This is a genomic window from Prescottella equi, assembly GCF_002094305.1.
In the GTDB taxonomy this organism is placed as follows: domain Bacteria; phylum Actinomycetota; class Actinomycetes; order Mycobacteriales; family Mycobacteriaceae; genus Prescottella; species Prescottella equi.
In genome coordinates this window covers 326,486-342,780 of sequence record NZ_LWTX01000004.1, presented here as the reverse complement: position 1 = coordinate 342,780, position 16,295 = coordinate 326,486, and the positions used below count along the sequence as shown (strand labels likewise).

Below are 16,295 nucleotides of genomic sequence, written 5' to 3'. Positions count from 1 at the left end.
TCAGTGCTGGGTCACCACCCGGACGGCAGGGGACGGCCCTCGGCGAACCCGGCCGCCGACTGCACTCCCAGCACGGCCTTCTCGTGCAGTTCGTCGAGCGTGCGAGCACCCGCATACGTGCAGGTGCTGCGGACACCCGAGCAGATGTGGTCGAGTAGATCCTCGACGCCGGGACGGTGGGGGTCGAGGCGCATCCGGGAACTCGAGATGCCCTCCTCGAAAAGGCCCTTGCGGGCGCGGTCGAAAGCGGAATCCTCGACCGTGCGGGCCGCGACGGCGCGCTTCGACGCCATCCCGAAGCTCTCCTTGTAGCGATTGCCGTCCCGGTCGATCCGGAGCTCGCCCGGCGACTCGTAGGTGCCGGCGAACCACGACCCGACCATCACGTTCGACGCCCCGGCTGCGAGCGCGAGCGCCACGTCACGCGGGTGCCGCACACCCCCGTCCGCCCACACGTGCGCGCCCAGTTCGCGCGCCGCGGCCGCGCACTCGGCGACGGCGGAGAACTGGGGCCGGCCGACGCCGGTCATCATGCGGGTAGTGCACATCGCGCCCGGGCCGACGCCGACCTTGACGATGTTCGCTCCCGCGTCGATCAGATCCCGGGTGCCGCGCGCCGAGACCACGTTGCCCGCCACGAGCGGTACCCCGAGACCGAGCGCGGCGACCGCACGCAGGGCGTCGAGCATTCGCTGCTGGTGGCCGTGCGCGGTGTCGAGCACCAGCAGGTCGGCGCCGGCGTCGGCGAGGGCCTTCGCCTTCGCGGCCACGTCCCCGTTGACCCCGACGGCCGCCGCGATCCGCAGCCGGCCCCGCTCGTCGACGGCGGGGGAGTAGATGCCGGCCCGGATCGCACCGGTACCGGTGAGGACACCGGCCAGCATGCCGTCGTCGTCGACGATCACCGCGAGTGGATCGTGCCGCGACTCGAGCAGCCCGAACACCTCGCGCGGGGTCGCGGTGACCGGGGCGGTCGCGAAGTCACGCACCGCCACCGCGCCGACGCGGGTGAACCGGTCGACGTCCGCGCAGGACGACTCGGTGAGCACCCCGATCGGCTTGCCGCCGTCGACGACGACCGCCGCGCGGTGCGCCCGCTTGTGCAGCAGGGTCAGTGCGTCGGAGACGGCGTCCTCGGGGTCGAGGGTGATCGGGGTGTCCGCGACCAGGTGCCGGCTCTTGACGAACTCGACGGTTTCGGCGACCGCGGACGACGGAACGTCCTGCGGGATGACGACGAGCCCGCCGCGCCGGGCGACGGTCTCGGCCATCCGACGGCCCGCGACGGCGGTCATGTTGGCGACGACGATCGGGATCGTGGTGCCCGACCCGTCCGACGTCGCCAGGTTCACGTCGAAGCGTGACGCCACGTCGGTCCGGTTCGGGACCAGGAACACGTCGTCGTAGGTGAGGTCGTACGGCGGGCGCTGCCCTTCGAGGAACTGCACAGTCGCCGAGCGTACTGCCCGGACGGGGAGTGCGCCCGCTATCCGGCGTGTGCCGGATCCGGGCGTTCGACCCGCCCGTCGCCGTAGCGGGCGAAGCGGCCGGCGTCCCGGTCGTGCACAGGCGCGTCGTCCGGCCACGGCCAGCCTCCGAAGCCGGTGCGCCGGTAGTCGTCGTACGCCTCGAGGATCTCGCGTTCGGTGTTCATCACGAACGGGCCGCGGGCCGCGACGGGCTCCCCGATCGGGACGCCCTGCAGCAGCAGCACGGTAGCCGCCGTCTCGGCGCGCACGGTGAGCGCGGCGCCGTCGTCGGGGGCGTACCCCCAGCCGGACTCGACGTCGGTGCCGTCGACATGGACGCGGGCTCCGTCGCCGTGGACGTAGAGCACCCGGCGCGCATCCGGCGACGTGGCCGCGGGCAGCTCGACGACGGCGCCGGGCTCGAGGTCCACGAGCCAGATCGCGACGTCCGAGGTGACGTCGGACGCCCACGAGTTGGCCGGCGGCGCCGGCGCATCCTCGCCCGCGAAGCGTCCCGCGATCACCCGCACCCGCGCACCGTCGAGGGCCACGTCGGGGATGTCCTCGTTCCACTGCATCGTGAACTCGGCCGGTGCGGACTTGTCGCGCGCAGGCAGGTTCAGCCAGATCTGGTAGAGCTCGAAGTCGTTGTCGCCGTCCTGATTCAGCAGCGGAAACATCTCGGAGTGGCTGACGCCGCCGCCGGCGGTCACCCATTGCACGTCGCCACCGCCGTAGCGGGCGGACGCGCCGGTGGAGTCGGCGTGGTCGACGAAACCGCGCCGGACGACGGTGATCGTCTCGAAGCCGCGGTGCGGGTGTGCGGGGAATCCGGGCACCGTGGTGCCGTGGTACATGTTCCAGCCCGACGGGTTGCCGAAGTCCTGGCCGAGCGGGCGGTCGGAGACGTCGACGGCGGGAGTGAGATCCGCGGTCCCCTGCGGGTAGTGGTCGATGTGGTGCACGGCGAACAGGAACGGGTCCAGCGCGGGCCACGGGGTGCCGAGACGAAAGACCTGTGCCGTGCGGGCGGGGGTGCTCACGGTGCCTCCAGGAGACAGATAGTTGAAAGTTTAACTTCTCATGATCTCAACGTCCGGGCGGCGGGCAGGCATTCCCCTTCAGTTCGCGACGGACTCCGCCTCGGGTTGCAGCGTGGCCTGGTCGCGCGAGAGCGCGATCGTGGTCGCCAGCATCACGACGATCGCCGCGGCGACGACGGCCAGACCGATCCCGGAGACCTGCAGGCGCTCGTCGAGCACGGTCATGCCGAGGAAGATCGCGACCACCGGCTCGCCGATCGTCATTGCGGGCAGCGATGCCGACAGCGGCCCCACCTGGAACGCGCGCTGCTGGAGGTACACGCCGACGACCCCGGCGGCGAGCAGGGCGTAGGTCTGCCACGCGCCGAGCAGGTGTCCTACCCCGTGCTCGAGGAGGTCGGTGACGTACTTGGTGAACGCCACCGCGACTCCGTACAGCGCGCCGCTCGCCGTGCCGAGCAGCAGCGCCCGCCACCCCGGATCCATCCGCGGCGACAACCCGAGCGCGGTCGCGCCGGCGACGAGCACCACCACCGTGATCAGCGGCACCGACCACTGCGCCCACGGTGCGTCGGTGCCGCCCTCGGTGGGATTGCCGACGACGAGGAACACCGCGAGCGCGGCCGTCAGTGCGATCGCCAGCGCCCACGAACGTCGGGTGAGCCGGTGCCCGGAGAACTTCGCCGACAGCGGCAGCGCGAACAGCAGCATCGACACCAGCAGTGGCTGCACCACCAGCACCGAGCCGAGTGCGAGCGCGATCACCTGGAACAGGTAGCCTCCGCCGTCCCCGACGATTCCCGCCCACCAGCGTGGGGTGCGCACCAGAGCCGCGATGAGCGATCGGTCCTCGGGAACCTGCGCCGCCGCGGTCTGCTGGGCCACCGACGCGCACGCGAACAGGAACGCGGCGATGAGCGCGCACAGGATCGAGGCGGCGGGCAGCCCGGACATCGGTCAGCTCCCGCCGCGCCGACGGCGGCTCTGCCCGGACTCGGGACGGCCGGTCCCGTCGCGGCGTGGCCCGCCGCGTCCGCGGAACCCGCGCTGCGGACCCGGGCCCCGCCGGTCCGCGGGGGCCTCCTTCTTGGGTGCCGCGGATGCGGTCTCGGGCTCGGGCACCGGGGTTCCGCTGGGCTCGCGGGCGCCGGTCACCGCCTCCCAGCGGCGGTCGCGGCCGCCCACGGTGAGTGGGTCGACGTCCACCCCGGCGGCACGCATCACCTTCGCGGCGGGACCGCGTTCGTCCTCGGTCACCACCGTCACCACGACACCCGACTCCCCGGCGCGGGCGGTGCGGCCCGCGCGGTGCAGGTACGCCTTGGGTTCGGTGGGCGGGTCGACGTGCACGACGAGCGAGACGTCGTCGACGTGGATGCCCCGCGCTGCGACATCGGTCGCCACCAGCACCGGCAGGGTCCCGCCGGCGAACTCGGCGAGCACCCGGGTGCGGTGGCCCTGCGGCTTGTCGCCGTGCAGGCCGCCCGCCGCGATCCCGACCGCCCGCAACTCGTCGGTGAGGCGGTCCACGCCCGCCTTGGTTCGGACGAACAGCAGCGTCCGGCCCTCGCGGGCCGCGATGCGGGCGACGGTGGGGTACTTGATCTCTCGCGGCACGTGCAGCACGTGGTGCTCCATCGAGTCGACGGCGGCGACGGCCTCCGCGGTCGCGTGCGTGACCGGGTCGTGCAGGTAGCGCGCGACGAGCGTGTCCACCTCGCCGTCGAGGGTCGCCGAGAACAGCAGCCGCTGCGCGGTTTCCGGGGTGCGGTCCAGGATCTCGGTGACCTGCGGCAGGAACCCCAGCTCGGCCATGTGGTCGGCCTCGTCGACGGTGGTGATGCGGACGTCGTCGAGCGCGATCGTCCCCTGGGACACGTGGTCGGCGAGCCGGCCCGGTGTCGCGATCACGACGTCGACGGTGCGTGAGAGCTTGACAGCCTGCGCCTTGAACGGAACGCCGCCGACGATCGTGGCCGTCCGTAGACCCAGCGCGAGAGCCGGTTCGTCCAGCGCCTTCTCGATCTGTGCGGCCAGCTCGCGGGTGGGGGCCAGGACCACCGCGCGCGGACGCGACGGCCGACTCGCCCCGCCCTTGAGGCGCACCAGCAGCGGCAGACCGAACGCCAGGGTCTTGCCCGACCCGGTGGGGCCGCGACCGAGAACGTCACGTCCGGCGAGGATGTCGGGAATGGTGGCAGCCTGGATCGGGAACGGCGCCGAAACACCCGCGCGGCCGAGGGCGTGCACCAGTATCGGGGGCAGACCGAGCTGCGCGAAGGTGGGGAGGGGACGGTCGGACATGGGTGGCGCGGGCCTTCCGGTCGTGAAGTCACAGGCTACCGCGGGGTGGGACAATCGCGGTTCCGTGCGAAAGAGGAGGTACTGGTGTCCGAAACGGGAAGTTCCGAACTGGTCAGCGAGGTCGAGTTCCGGCATCTGCAGCGCTGCGTCGAGCTCGCGGCGGAGGCGCTGCTGGCCGGTGACGAGCCGTTCGGGTCGGTGCTCGCGACCGCCGACGGCACCGCGGTGGCGGAGGATCGCAACCGCATCGCCGACGGCGACAGCACGCGGCATCCCGAGTTCGAACTGGCCCGTTGGGCCGCCGAGAACCTGAGCGCCGAGGATCGGGCCGGCGCGACGGTGTACACGTCGGGGGAGCACTGCCCGATGTGCGCGGCCGCGCACGCCTGGGTGGGCCTGGGCCGCATCGTCTACGTCGCCTCCACCGCGCAACTGGTGTCGTGGCTCGATGAGATGGGAGTGCCGCCGGCACCCGTCCGTCCGCTGCCGATCCAGGACATCGCGCCCGGGGTGACCGTCGTCGGACCGATCCCGGAACTGGTCGACGACGTGCATCTGCTGCACCGCCGGCTCCACCAGGGCTAGTCGTCACAGACGGATCGGGGCGGACGCCGCAGCGTCCGCCCCGATCCGTCAGTAGGCAGGGCTGCTCAGGCCTCGATCTCGGAGCGGTCGCCGCTCCAGAGGGTGTGGAACTTGCCCGGCATGTCGACGCGCTCGTACGTGTGGGCGCCGAAGAAGTCGCGCTGGCCCTGGGTCAGTGCGGCCGGCAGACGCTCGGCGCGCAGACCGTCGTAGTACGACAGCGACGACGCGAACGCCGGCACCGGGATCCCCAGCGTGGTCGCCGTGACGACGACCCGACGCCAGCTGTCGATCGCGTTCTCGATGGCCTCACGGAAATAGGGCTCGACGATCAGCGACGTCAGCTCCGGATTGGTGTCGTACGCCTCCTTGATCCGGTTGAGGAAGCGGGCGCGGATGATGCAGCCACCGCGCCAGATCGTGGCCATGTCGCCGGGCGTCAGGTCCCAGCCGTACTCGTCGCTGCCGGCACGGATCTGGTCGAAGCCCTGCGCGTACGCGACGATCTTCGACGCGTACAGCGCGCGGCGGATGTCCTCGGTGAACTGCGCGACATCGGTCGGCTTGGCGCCCAGCTCACCGGACGCCAGTCCCTGCGCGGCCTTGCGCTGCTCGCGCGACCCGGACAGCGCACGGGCGAAGACGGCCTCGGCGATGCCGGTGACCGGCACACCCAGATCCAGTGCGGACTTGACCGTCCAGCGGCCGGTGCCCTTCTGCTCGGCGGCGTCGACGATCACGTCGACGAGCGCCTTGCCGGTCTTGGCGTCCTTCTGGCGCAGCACCTCGGCGGTGATCTCCACCAGGTAGCTCTCGAGATCGCCGCCGTTCCACTCGGTGAACACGTCGGCGACCTGCTCGGCGTCGAAGCCGAGCGCGTCACGGAACAGGTTGTAGGCCTCGCCGATGAGCTGCATGTCGGCGTACTCGATGCCGTTGTGCACCATCTTCACGAAGTGACCGGAGCCGTCCGGGCCGATGTGGGTGCAGCACGGGGTGCCGTCGACGTGCGCCGAGATCGACTCGAGCAGCGGGCCGAGCGCCGCGTACGACTCCTTGGGCCCACCCGGCATGATCGACGGGCCGTTGAGGGCGCCCTCCTCGCCACCGGAGATGCCGGCGCCGACGAAGTGCAGTCCGCGCTCACGCAGCGCCGCCTCGCGGCGGATGGTGTCGGTGTAGAGCGCGTTGCCACCGTCGATGATGATGTCGCCGGGCTCCATCGCGTCGGCGAGCTCCTCGATGACCGCGTCGGTCGCGTCGCCCGCCTTGACCATGATCAGCACGCGTCGCGGCTTCTGCAGCGCGCCGACGAACTCCTCGATGGTCTCGGTGCGGACGAAGTCGCCCTCGTCGCCGTGCTCGGCCAGAAGCGCGTCAGTCTTCGCGATGCTGCGGTTGTGCAGGGCCACCGTGTGTCCGTGGCGGGCGAAGTTGCGGGCGATGTTGGATCCCATGACGGCGAGCCCGGTGACGCCGATCTGGGCGCGGGCAGCCTCGGTGCTGGCAGAAGTCTCTGAGGTCATGGTTACAGCTTCCCCCGAGACCCCACCGTGACGCGAACCGGCCCCGCTGTTCGGGGCGTGACACCGGACACGCATTCGGCCCCGGATGCCCTGCGTAGGGCGGCCGGGGCCGAATGTGGTTCACGGGCGGTCGATCACCTCGACCCGTGCACTATGCGTTGCGGTTGCGGTGCGGACCGTCGAAGCCGTCGTAGCTGCGACGCTCGGTGCGGCTACGGAAACCGTTGCTGCGCTGCTCGGACGGACCCGAGGAGTTGCGTCGGTCGCCGAACGACCGGTTGTCCCGGTCGCCGAAGTCCCGACGCGGGCCGCGGTCGTCGCGGTTCCCGCGGAAACCGCCACCGTCGCCGTCCCGGCGGGGGCCACGGTTGTCGAAGTCCCGGCGGGGGCCGCGGTCGTCGCGGTTGCCGAAGGAACGGTTGTCGCGGTCGCCGCGGAACCCGTTGCTGCGCGAATCGCCTCCACGAGAATCGTTTCCGCGGAAGCCGCCCTCGCTGCGACGGTCGCCGGAATCGCGGCGCGAGCCGCGGTCGTCGCGGTTGCCGAACGAGCGGTTGTCCCGGTCGCCGAAGTCCCGACGCGGGCCACGGTCGTTACGGTCGTCGCGATTGCCGCGGAAACCGCCACCGTCGCCGTCGCGGCGGGGAGCGCGATTGTCCCGGTCGCCGAAGTCGCGGCGCGGGCCGCGGTCGTCGCGGTTGCCGAACGCGCGGTTGTCCCGGTCGCCGAAATCACGACGGGGCCCGCGGTCGTCGCGGTTACCGCGGAAACCGCCACCGTCGCCGTCGCGGCGGGGAGCGCGATTGTCCCGGTCGCCGAAGTCCCGGCGCGGGCCGCGGTCGTCGCGGTTGCCGAACGCGCGGTTGTCGCGGTCGCCGAAGCTGCGCTCGCCCCGGCCACGGTCCCCGAAGTCGCGACGCGGACCACGGTCGTCGCGATTGCCGCGGAAACCACCACCGTCGCCGTCCCGGCGCGGGCCACGGTCGCCGAAGTCGCGGCGCGGACCCCGGTCGTCCCGGTTGCCCCGGAAGCCGCCCTCGCGGCGGGGACCGCGATCACCGAAGGAGCGCTCACGGCGATCGCCACGGCTGTCGCGCTCGCTGCGGAAGTAGCTGTCGCGCACCGGCTCACCGCTCGGCGCCTGCGCGCCCGTGATGGTCGCCAGTTCCTCCGAGCCGGGGAACACCGGGACGGCGGTCGCATTCACCCCGGCCATACCCGTCAGACGGCGGAACATGCGTCGCTGGTTCGGGAGCACGATCGCCGCGACGACGCCCGCCTCGCCCGCGCGGGCGGTGCGGCCGGCGCGGTGCAGGTAGTCCTTGTGATCCTGCGGCGGATCGACATGCACGACGAGGTCGATACCGTCGACGTGGATTCCGCGCGCCGCGACGTCGGTGGCCACGAGCACCGGGGTGCGGCCCGTCTTGAAGCGCTCGAGCACGCGGGTGCGCTGGTTCTGGGCTTTGCCGCCGTGCAGGGCCTCGGCCGCGACACCCTTCTCACGCAGGCGCTCGGTGATGCCCTCGGCGCCCAGCTTGGTGCGCGCGAACATGATCGTGCGGCCGCCCTCGCGGGAGGCGATCTCGGCGAGCACCGCGTCCTTGTCGCCGCGGTCGACGAGCAGCACGTAGTGGTCCATCGTGGTGACCGAGGCGCGGCCGTCCTGCGTCGAATGCAATTCGTGCTCGGGCAGGAACTCCCGCACCAGCGTCTTGACGTCGTTGTCGAGCGTCGCCGAGAACAGCAGGCGCTGGCTGTCGTTCGGCGTGTCGGCGAGCAGCGTGCGGACCTCGGGCAGGAAGCCCATGTCGGCCATCTGATCGGCCTCGTCGAGCGCGGTCATCTCGATCTCGCCGAGGACGCACGTGTTCTGCCGCAGGTGGTCGCCGAGGCGGCCGGGGGTGGCAACGAGGATGTCGACGCCGCGGCGCAGCTGGTCGACCTGCTTGGTGAACGGGGTGCCGCCGACGGCGGCGCGCACGTTGAGTCCGAGCGAACCGGCGTACGGGGTGAGCGAATCGACGACCTGGAATGCGAGTTCGCGGGTCGGCACGAGAACCAGCGCGCGCGGACGCTTGGGCGCCGGGCGGTCCTCGTGGCGAGCCAGGCGTGCCAGCATGGGCAGACCGAACGCGAGCGTCTTACCCGAACCGGTCTGCGCGCGACCGAGGATGTTCTTGCCGGCGATGGCATCCGGGATGGCCATCGCCTGGATCGGGGACGGCACCGTGATCGAGTTGCGGGCCAGCGCGGCGACGACGGGTTCGGGCAGGCCGATCTCGGCGAACGTCACCTCGGCGGTGGCGCCTTCGGTCTCGATGGTTTCAGGAGACTCGTCGACCTCGGGGGATACGGTTTCGACGGAGGCCGGGACGACGATGTCGTCCTGGCTCTCCTGTACCGACGAATCTTGGGCAGCAGTGGTCACGCGGAATTACCTCTCCGGACGTAGGGCGCGTCGCGGAGCGGGCTGTCATGCAGCCGCACGAAGAGACGAGCCAGGGCACATGTCACCTTGGCCATCCGAAACGCGTCTTGCGGGAGAGATGGGGCTGTGTGCCGCACAATTAGTTGATCGGGCCGCGACAGCGGCCGCATTCGAGTGTACGCGACGACGTCGGCAGTGGACGATCCGCGGCGGCAGGTGTGACCAGTGCTACTTCGGTGGCTCAGGGTTGCGCGGCCGAGAACAGCCGGCTGAGCTCCACCAACCAGGGCACCGCGACGGCGATGGTCGGTACCACGAGGATGGCGGCCGCGCAGACGTACGCGGCCGCGGCGATCCGGATGTCGCCGACCGAGTCGGTGAGGCGCTGGACCCGCACCAGTGTGCTGGGCCCGCCGGCCGCCATCGCCCCGCGGGGCGCGGTGGAGCCGGCACACGCGACCAGCGCGCGGGCGAGTGGGCCGGGGCCGGTGACCTTGAGGGCCGAGTCGTCGGCGAGGAGTTCGACGAGCAACTGCACCGAGCCGAGCGCGGACTTCGAGCGCACCACCCGCGGGAAGGCGTGGTGGACGGCGGTGAATGCTTCGAGCACCAGATCGTGCCGGGCCCGCAGGTGCGAACGCTCGTGGGTGAGGATCGCAGTGACCTCGGCGTCGTTGAGCGAATTCAACGTGCCCTCGCTGAGCACCACCCGTTGACGGAGACCCGGAAGGCAGTAGGCGATCGGCTCCGCGGCGTTGAGCACCCGAACGCCCGGGAAGGTTCCGAGCGCGGTCGAGATGTCGCCGCGGTCGAGAAGGTCGACCAGCATGCGGTGGCGGGCACGCCGGCGGCGGGTGTGCACACCCACCCGCACCATCGAGAAGATCAGCTTGGCGCCGATCAGGAGGGTGAGACCGAACACGACGACGTACAGGATCCACAGGGGGAGCCCGAGCGCGTCGATCTCGGCGGTCGGCTCCGTCGTGGGGCGGCCGTCGGGGCCGGGCACCAGTAGCTGGCTCGCGATCGCGAGGCCCGAGCTGAACGCGGACAACACCGCTGCGAGCGCAATCGCCTGCCAGAGCACGAGAGCGGCCCGAGGGGCGCGGAACGGCCACCGCGCGCGACTGAGCAGCGCCGGTACGGGACCGGTGAGAGCGAGCGCGAGCAGCCCGAAGGCCAGCGCCGTGGTGGCGTTCATCGTCGACAGGTCATGGCAGCGGGGGCCTCAGCTCGCTCGCCCGGTGCCCGGGCGCAACCCGGTGGGACGAACGGGATCCCCGACCTGAGTCACCGGCTCGGACTTCGCGTCTTCGGCAGCCTCGAGTGCGGCGAGGGCCTCACGCAGTGCGGCCGCCTCGTCGGCGCCGACCTGGCCCACGAAATGGACCAGCGCGGCAGCACGCTCACCGGACGCGTCGGCCTGCTGCAGGGCGTCGACCATGAGGCTCGCGACCAGTTCGTCGCGGCCGTGCATCGGGAGGTAGCGGTGCGCGCGGTCGTCGCGCTGCTGGATCACCAGGTGCTTCTTGGCAAGTCGCTGCAGCACTGTCATCACCGTGGTGTACGCGAGTTCGCGCCGGGTCGCCAGCGCCTCGTGTACCTGTCGCACAGTCTGAGGCTCCGTCACCGACCACAGATGGTCCATCACCGCACGTTCGAGCTCGCCGAGTCCAGCCATGCTCCGATTCTACGGACCGCCCTCCCGGAATGGTTACTACTGGCGGTAGTAACTTCGGGAAGTTCGGTGTGGTATCGGTCTCACCGCGGCGCCGGGCGGTATACCGGTGGGGAAACGACAGCGCGGAGGTCCGATGTTCGGGTGGCTCGATCGACTGTCGCTGGTCTCCGGGCCGTTGCCGGTCGTCCTCGCGGTCTGCGGAATCGCCGGTGCCGGCTGGTTGCTCGCGAGTCGGCGACGCTGGTTCCTGCGCTGGGCGCTGCCCGCGGCGGTGGTTGGAGCGGTCGCCGCGACACTGCTGCTGTGGGTGATCGTCGAGAAGGTGTGGAAGCCGTTCCCCGACCCCATCGAGACGTCGGTGTACGTGTGGATCGGCATCGGGCTGTGGGCGGCGCTGCTGGCGCTCCCGCGCGCCTTCACCACTCGCAAGTGGTGGGTGCCGATCACGGTGCTCGCGGCGGGGGCCGTCGTGCTCGCGGTCGCCGTGCAGATCAACCTGGTGTTCTACGCCTATCCCACGGTGGGGACCGCGCTGGGGCTGCCGGACCCGGACCGGATCGACTTCGCCGAGGTACCTCCGCCGACGGACCCCGTCGTCACCGGTAGGCCCCTCGAGGATGCGTGGGCGCCGCAGGCTCCCACCGATCTACCGGCCAGCGGCCGCTACACGACCGTGGCCATCCCCGGCGCGACGTCGGGGTTCGCCGCGCGCGACGCCGTCGTCTATCTGCCACCCGCCTACTTCGCGAACCCGCGGCCCCTGCTGCCGGTGCTGGTGATGCTCGCCGGGCAACCCGGATCCCCGGAGGACTGGCTCAACGGCGGCAAGCTCGCGATGACGATGGACGCGTTCGCGCGCGAACACCACGGACTCGCCCCGGTGGTCGTCGTTCCGGACGGCACGGGTTCGCAGCTGGCCAACCCGTTGTGTCTCGACTCGCAGCTGGGGAAGGTCGCCAGCTACCTCGCAGTGGATGTACCGACCTGGATCAAGACGCACCTGCAGGTCGACCCCGATCCGCGGTCCTGGGCGGTCGGCGGATTGTCCTACGGCGGAACGTGTTCGCTGCAGTTGGCGACCAACCATCCCGACGTGTACCCGACGTTCCTCGACCTGTCCGGTCAGGAGGAGCCGACGCTCGGCGACCGCCGACGGACCGTCGACCAGGCGTTCGGCGGTGACGAGGCCGCGTTCGTCGCGGTGAATCCGTTGGATCTGATGAAGTCGCGACGCTATCCGGACACGGCGGGGATCATCGTCGTGGGCACGCGCGACGACGCCTATCGCGGCGGCGCCCAGAAGGTCTTCGCGGCAGCGCGGGACGCGGGCATGGACGTGCAGTACGTGGAGGTGCCGGGCAGCCACAGTTTCGCGGTGTGGTCGGCGGGGCTACGGCAGGAGATGGATTGGCTGGCCGAGAGGATGGGACTGATCTCGTGACAACGCTCCGCCGTTACGCGCGCCGGACATACGAGCTGCTCCGCTACGGAGCTGCCGGAGCACCGGTCAGCATCACCCTGCTCGCCGTCATGTGGGTACTCGGCTTCGCGACCGACTCCATCGTCCACGGTCCCGGTCAGTTCGTCGACCGGCATCTCGCCGTCGGGATCGGTCCCATCGAGCACTGGCGGTTGTGGACCAGTCTCAGTGCGGGTCTGTGGGCACCCGGGCTCGCCGGCTACCTCGGCGCCACCGTGCTCGTCTTCCTGGTCGCCGCCCCGCTCGAGCGCCGGATGGGGTCGGGGCGCTTCGCACTCGCGGCGCTGATCACCCAGGTAGCCGGCGCGCTGGTGGGCCTGGCCGTCGCGTCGGCGGTGAAACTGCTCGACGCCGACTGGGGCTTCCGGCTGCACATCGGGACCGCGGTAGGCCCGACGACATGGATCGCGGGCGCCGCGATGGCGGCGAGCGCCTCGATGGACACGCTGTGGCGCAGACGGATCCGCGTGAGCCTGCTGGCTCTCACGATCACGCTGGTGTTGTTCGCCGGACAGTTGCAGGACGTGATCCGACTCGGCGCGGTGATCGTGGGCCTGTGTATCGGTCCGTGGATCGTCCACCGGTCCGCCCGCGGCGCGCGGATCTCCGGGACCCGGCGCGAGGGCCGGGTCCTGGTCGCGATCGTCGTGGCCGCCACCTCGATCGGCACGATGCTCGCGGCGCTGTCGCCGCACGCGGTCGGGCCGCTGTCGGTGTTGCGTGACCTGTTCCGCGGGGTGCCCTGGACGACCGCCGAGGTCCGCGAGATCTGCGCGGAGTCCTCGTCGTCCCTCGACTGTCGGCGGGGTGAACTCGACCTGCGCCTGTCCGGGCTCGGCCCGACCCTGCTCAGCCTGATGCCGTCGGTGTTCCTACTGGTGCTGTGCGACGGGCTGCGCCGCGGCCGCCGGTTCGCGTGGATCGCCTCGCTCGTCGCGCAGTTGCTGCTGCTGGCGCTGTCGCTGCTGAACTTCGCGGTCCGCTACATCGACGTCGCCGACGAGGAGTCGCTCTTCTACGGCCTCGACGCCCCCAACGTGTACCGGACACTGACGCCTTTCCTGACGCCGCTCGCGCTGCTGGTGCTGCTGTTGGCGACCCGCAAACTGTTCGACGTGCAGGCGCCGTCGAAGACCTATCGCAGGCTCGCCGGCAAACTCGCCGTGCTGATCGCGGGTCTCGGTGTGCTGTACGTACTCGGGGGCCTGTGGGCGCGCAACGGTTTCGACCGTCGCCCCACCGCCTGGACGCTGCTCGCGGACTTCCCGGAGCGGCTGGTGCCGCCGGTGTACCTGCAGATGCTCGACCCGCGTCTGCTGCCCGACGACTGGGCGTCGACACTGCTCTACGAGTGGACCGGCGTCGTGTTCTGGGTCGTGGTGTGCGTGCTCGTCGGCGCCACGTTCCTGCGGCCCGCGCACGGCGCCGACACCGGCGCCGCCGAACGGGCACGGGAGATCCTCGTGCACGGATCGGGTAGTGCGCTGGCCTGGATGACGACGTGGCGCGGCAACTCCTACTGGTTCGGCGCCGGAGCAGACAGCTACGTCGCCTACCGGGTGATCGGCGGTGTGGCGCTCACGACGGGCGGGCCGGTGGGCCGACCGGATCGGGTGCGTGACGACGTCGTCGGGTTCGCGGAGTTCGCGGCGTCGAACGGCTGGGTGCCGTGCTTCTACTCGGTGACCGGGGACGTACGGGACGCGGCGACCGCACAGGGCTGGGTGGGCGTGCAGGTGGCCGAGGAGACGGTCCTCGATCTCGGCTCGATCGCGTTCACCGGCAAGAAGTTCCAGGACGTGCGCACCGCACTGAACAAGGCGGCGAAGTCGGGGATCACCGCCGAATGGGTGAGCTTCCCCACGGCGCCGCTCGCGATCACCGACCAGATCACCGCGATCTCCGAGGAATGGGTGGCCGACAAGGGCATGCCCGAGATGGGGTTCACGCTCGGCGGCCTGCAGGAAATGGACGACCCCGAGGTGCGTTGCCTCATCGCGGTCGACGAGCAGCGCACCGTGCACGGGGTGACGTCGTGGCTGCCGGTGTACCGGGACGGCCGGGTGGTCGGATGGACGCTGGACTTCATGCGTCGGCGCGGCACCCCCGAGGCCTTCCGCCCGGCGATGGAGTTCCTCATCGCGTCGGCGGCGTTGCTCCTCGAGCAGGAGGGCGCCGAGTTCGTGAGCCTGTCCGGGGCCCCGCTGGCGACCGTGCGCGACGGCGAGCAGGCGGACGTGCCTAGCGAGGTGCGGCCCGGGCTGTCGGAGGCGATGGACTCGTTGCTCGACGTGCTCGGCCAGACTCTCGAACCGGTGTACGGGTTCCGGTCGCTGCTGGCGTTCAAGTCGAAGTTCCAGCCGCGGTACGAGCCGATGTACATGTGTTTCCCGGACCCTGTCGCCCTGCCGAGCATCGGCAATGCGATCGGCCGCGCCTACTTGCCGGACGTGTCGCTGGGGCAGAGCGTGCGCCTGGTGCGGACGCTGATCAAGCGCTGACGCACCTCCGATCGGTGGTTGACGTGGTTGACTTGCTGGTGGCAGGGTGAGGTTGACAAGGTTGACGCGCGAGAGGGCTGGGCCATGACGACACGGGCATCGCTGATCGAGCAGGAGCACGAGTTGATGGCGCTGTTGAAGCAGCGGGTACACGACACGTTCGCCGCGGCCGCCGAGGCCGGAGTCCCCGCCGAGACGTTCGCCGATGTCGAGGCGATCGCCGACGCCATGTCCGCGGCGTTGCCCACCAGTCACGTGTACGACCAGATCGTGGGTCCCTTCTACGACACCGCGGGACTGACCCGGTGGTGGCGGGTGAGTCGGCAGGCGGTCAGCAAGAAGGTCGCGACCAACGCGGTCATCGCGTGCCGATTGGACGACGGCCAATGGGTGTACCCGACATGGCAGTTCACCGATGGCGGCGCCGTGCACCCGGCACTCGTCGAGGTGTGGCGCATCCTGCGCGCCGCCGCGGACCCGTGGACGGCCGCGCTGTGGCTGTGCACCCCGCAGTACGGGTTGGACGGCCGGTCCGCGGCCGACTGGCTCACCGGGGGCGGGCCGATCGACCCGGTCCGGGCCGTCGCCCGCGCCGACGCGCAGCGGTGGGCTGCATGACCCGTGAGGTAATCGCGCTCGGCTCGCCCGAAAACCGTTCCCTCACAGGATTCCCCACCTGGTCGTTGACCACCCGCCGGCAGCTGTGGCGTGGACACAAGGCCGGCAACGGTCCGTGGTGGTTCGCGTCGTCGGGGCGAGGCCGCTTCGATCTCGTCGAACCGCGCGGCACCTGCTACGTCGCGTTCGACGAGCGCACCGCGATCCGGGAGACGGTCGGCGAGGTGCTTGCGACCACCGGCATCATCTCCCGCGAGTTCGCCGACGAACGGGTGCTGTCCCGCCTGCGCATCCCCGCCCGCCGGACCCTGGCCGACACCTGCGCCGAGGCGGCCGCGGACTACGGACTCACCCGCGAATTGTGCACCGTCACTCCGTACACGATCCCGCAGCAGTGGGCTGTCGCGCTCGCGCGATCGTGCGACGGCCTGCGCTACCAGACCCGGTTCACCACCGGCACGGCCGCGAACGCGGCCGCACTGTTCGACGACGCGGGCGCGCGGGAAGCCTGGGCTGTGGACGACGCCCCGGAGCCGTTCGCGGCCGCCGCGCGCCGCTGCGGGTTCGCCGTCGGGTCGGTGCCGCGCACCGTACGGATCGTGCAGCCGCCGGGTTGACCGATCGTCCGGCGGGCCGGTCGCAGACGCCGATCGAGCG

Annotated in this window: 13 protein-coding genes; 5 read left to right on the top strand and 8 right to left on the bottom strand. The window is 71.1% G+C overall.

The window, feature by feature from the left end; translation table 11 throughout:
• Window positions 1-11 precede the first annotated feature (11 nt).
• The 4 genes from A6I89_RS13685 to A6I89_RS13670 all read right to left on the bottom strand — a co-directional run bounded on the left by A6I89_RS13685 (window position 12) and on the right by A6I89_RS13670 (window position 4,816).
• Window positions 12-1,448 carry a GuaB1 family IMP dehydrogenase-related protein gene (locus tag A6I89_RS13685; protein WP_022596080.1) on the bottom strand — a complete coding sequence of 479 codons (1,437 nt, stop codon included), beginning with the start codon at window positions 1,446-1,448 and terminating at the stop codon, window positions 12-14.
• A 38-nt stretch (window positions 1,449-1,486) separates the two neighbouring features.
• Entirely contained in the window at window positions 1,487-2,512 is a 1,026-nt protein-coding gene (locus A6I89_RS13680; RefSeq protein ID WP_022596078.1) for a pirin family protein, read from the bottom strand.
• Window positions 2,513-2,590: 78 nt separating this feature from the next.
• Complete coding sequence (locus A6I89_RS13675; protein WP_022596076.1) at window positions 2,591-3,466, bottom strand: DMT family transporter; 876 nt, start codon at window positions 3,464-3,466, stop codon at window positions 2,591-2,593.
• Between the two features lie 3 nt (window positions 3,467-3,469).
• Window positions 3,470-4,816 (bottom strand): DEAD/DEAH box helicase, encoded by a 1,347-nt coding sequence (locus tag A6I89_RS13670; protein ID WP_022596074.1) that lies wholly within the window; start codon window positions 4,814-4,816, stop codon window positions 3,470-3,472.
• An 84-nt stretch (window positions 4,817-4,900) separates the two neighbouring features.
• Here A6I89_RS13670 and A6I89_RS13665 point away from each other — a divergent pair, with 84 nt between their 5' ends.
• Window positions 4,901-5,401: a nucleoside deaminase gene (locus A6I89_RS13665; protein ID WP_022596072.1), complete on the top strand. Its 501-nt coding sequence runs from the start codon at window positions 4,901-4,903 to the stop codon at window positions 5,399-5,401.
• Window positions 5,402-5,466: 65 nt separating this feature from the next.
• Here the strand turns inward: A6I89_RS13665 and gndA are convergent, their stop codons facing one another.
• From gndA to A6I89_RS13645, 4 genes are all read right to left on the bottom strand, one after another.
• Window positions 5,467-6,927 (bottom strand): NADP-dependent phosphogluconate dehydrogenase, encoded by a 1,461-nt coding sequence (gndA, locus tag A6I89_RS13660; protein WP_022596069.1) that lies wholly within the window; start codon window positions 6,925-6,927, stop codon window positions 5,467-5,469.
• Between the two features lie 151 nt (window positions 6,928-7,078).
• On the bottom strand, window positions 7,079-9,358 hold the full coding sequence (locus tag A6I89_RS13655) for a DEAD/DEAH box helicase (protein WP_087587185.1): 2,280 nt from the start codon (window positions 9,356-9,358) through the stop codon (window positions 7,079-7,081).
• Between the two features lie 241 nt (window positions 9,359-9,599).
• Window positions 9,600-10,559, bottom strand: coding sequence for a M56 family metallopeptidase (locus A6I89_RS13650; RefSeq protein ID WP_022596045.1), 960 nt, complete (start codon window positions 10,557-10,559; stop codon window positions 9,600-9,602).
• 27 nt (window positions 10,560-10,586) lie between these two features.
• Window positions 10,587-11,039, bottom strand: a complete 453-nt coding sequence (locus A6I89_RS13645) for a BlaI/MecI/CopY family transcriptional regulator (RefSeq protein WP_022596043.1) — start codon at window positions 11,037-11,039, stop codon at window positions 10,587-10,589.
• 133 nt (window positions 11,040-11,172) lie between these two features.
• Between A6I89_RS13645 and A6I89_RS13640 the strand changes: the two genes are divergently transcribed.
• From A6I89_RS13640 to A6I89_RS13625, 4 genes are all read left to right on the top strand, one after another.
• Entirely contained in the window at window positions 11,173-12,480 is a 1,308-nt protein-coding gene (locus A6I89_RS13640; protein ID WP_022596041.1) for an alpha/beta hydrolase, read from the top strand.
• Complete coding sequence (locus tag A6I89_RS13635) at window positions 12,477-15,020, top strand: bifunctional lysylphosphatidylglycerol flippase/synthetase MprF (RefSeq protein ID WP_022596039.1); 2,544 nt, start codon at window positions 12,477-12,479, stop codon at window positions 15,018-15,020. Before A6I89_RS13640 ends, A6I89_RS13635 begins: the two co-directional genes overlap by 4 nt.
• A gap of 84 nt (window positions 15,021-15,104) precedes the next feature.
• Window positions 15,105-15,638, top strand: a complete 534-nt coding sequence (locus A6I89_RS13630; protein WP_022596037.1) for a hypothetical protein — start codon at window positions 15,105-15,107, stop codon at window positions 15,636-15,638.
• The gene (locus tag A6I89_RS13625; RefSeq protein WP_044990995.1) at window positions 15,635-16,255 is read left to right on the top strand and encodes an RES family NAD+ phosphorylase; all 621 of its coding nucleotides are present in this window, start codon (window positions 15,635-15,637) and stop codon (window positions 16,253-16,255) included. Before A6I89_RS13630 ends, A6I89_RS13625 begins: the two co-directional genes overlap by 4 nt.
• Window positions 16,256-16,295: the final 40 nt, after the last annotated feature.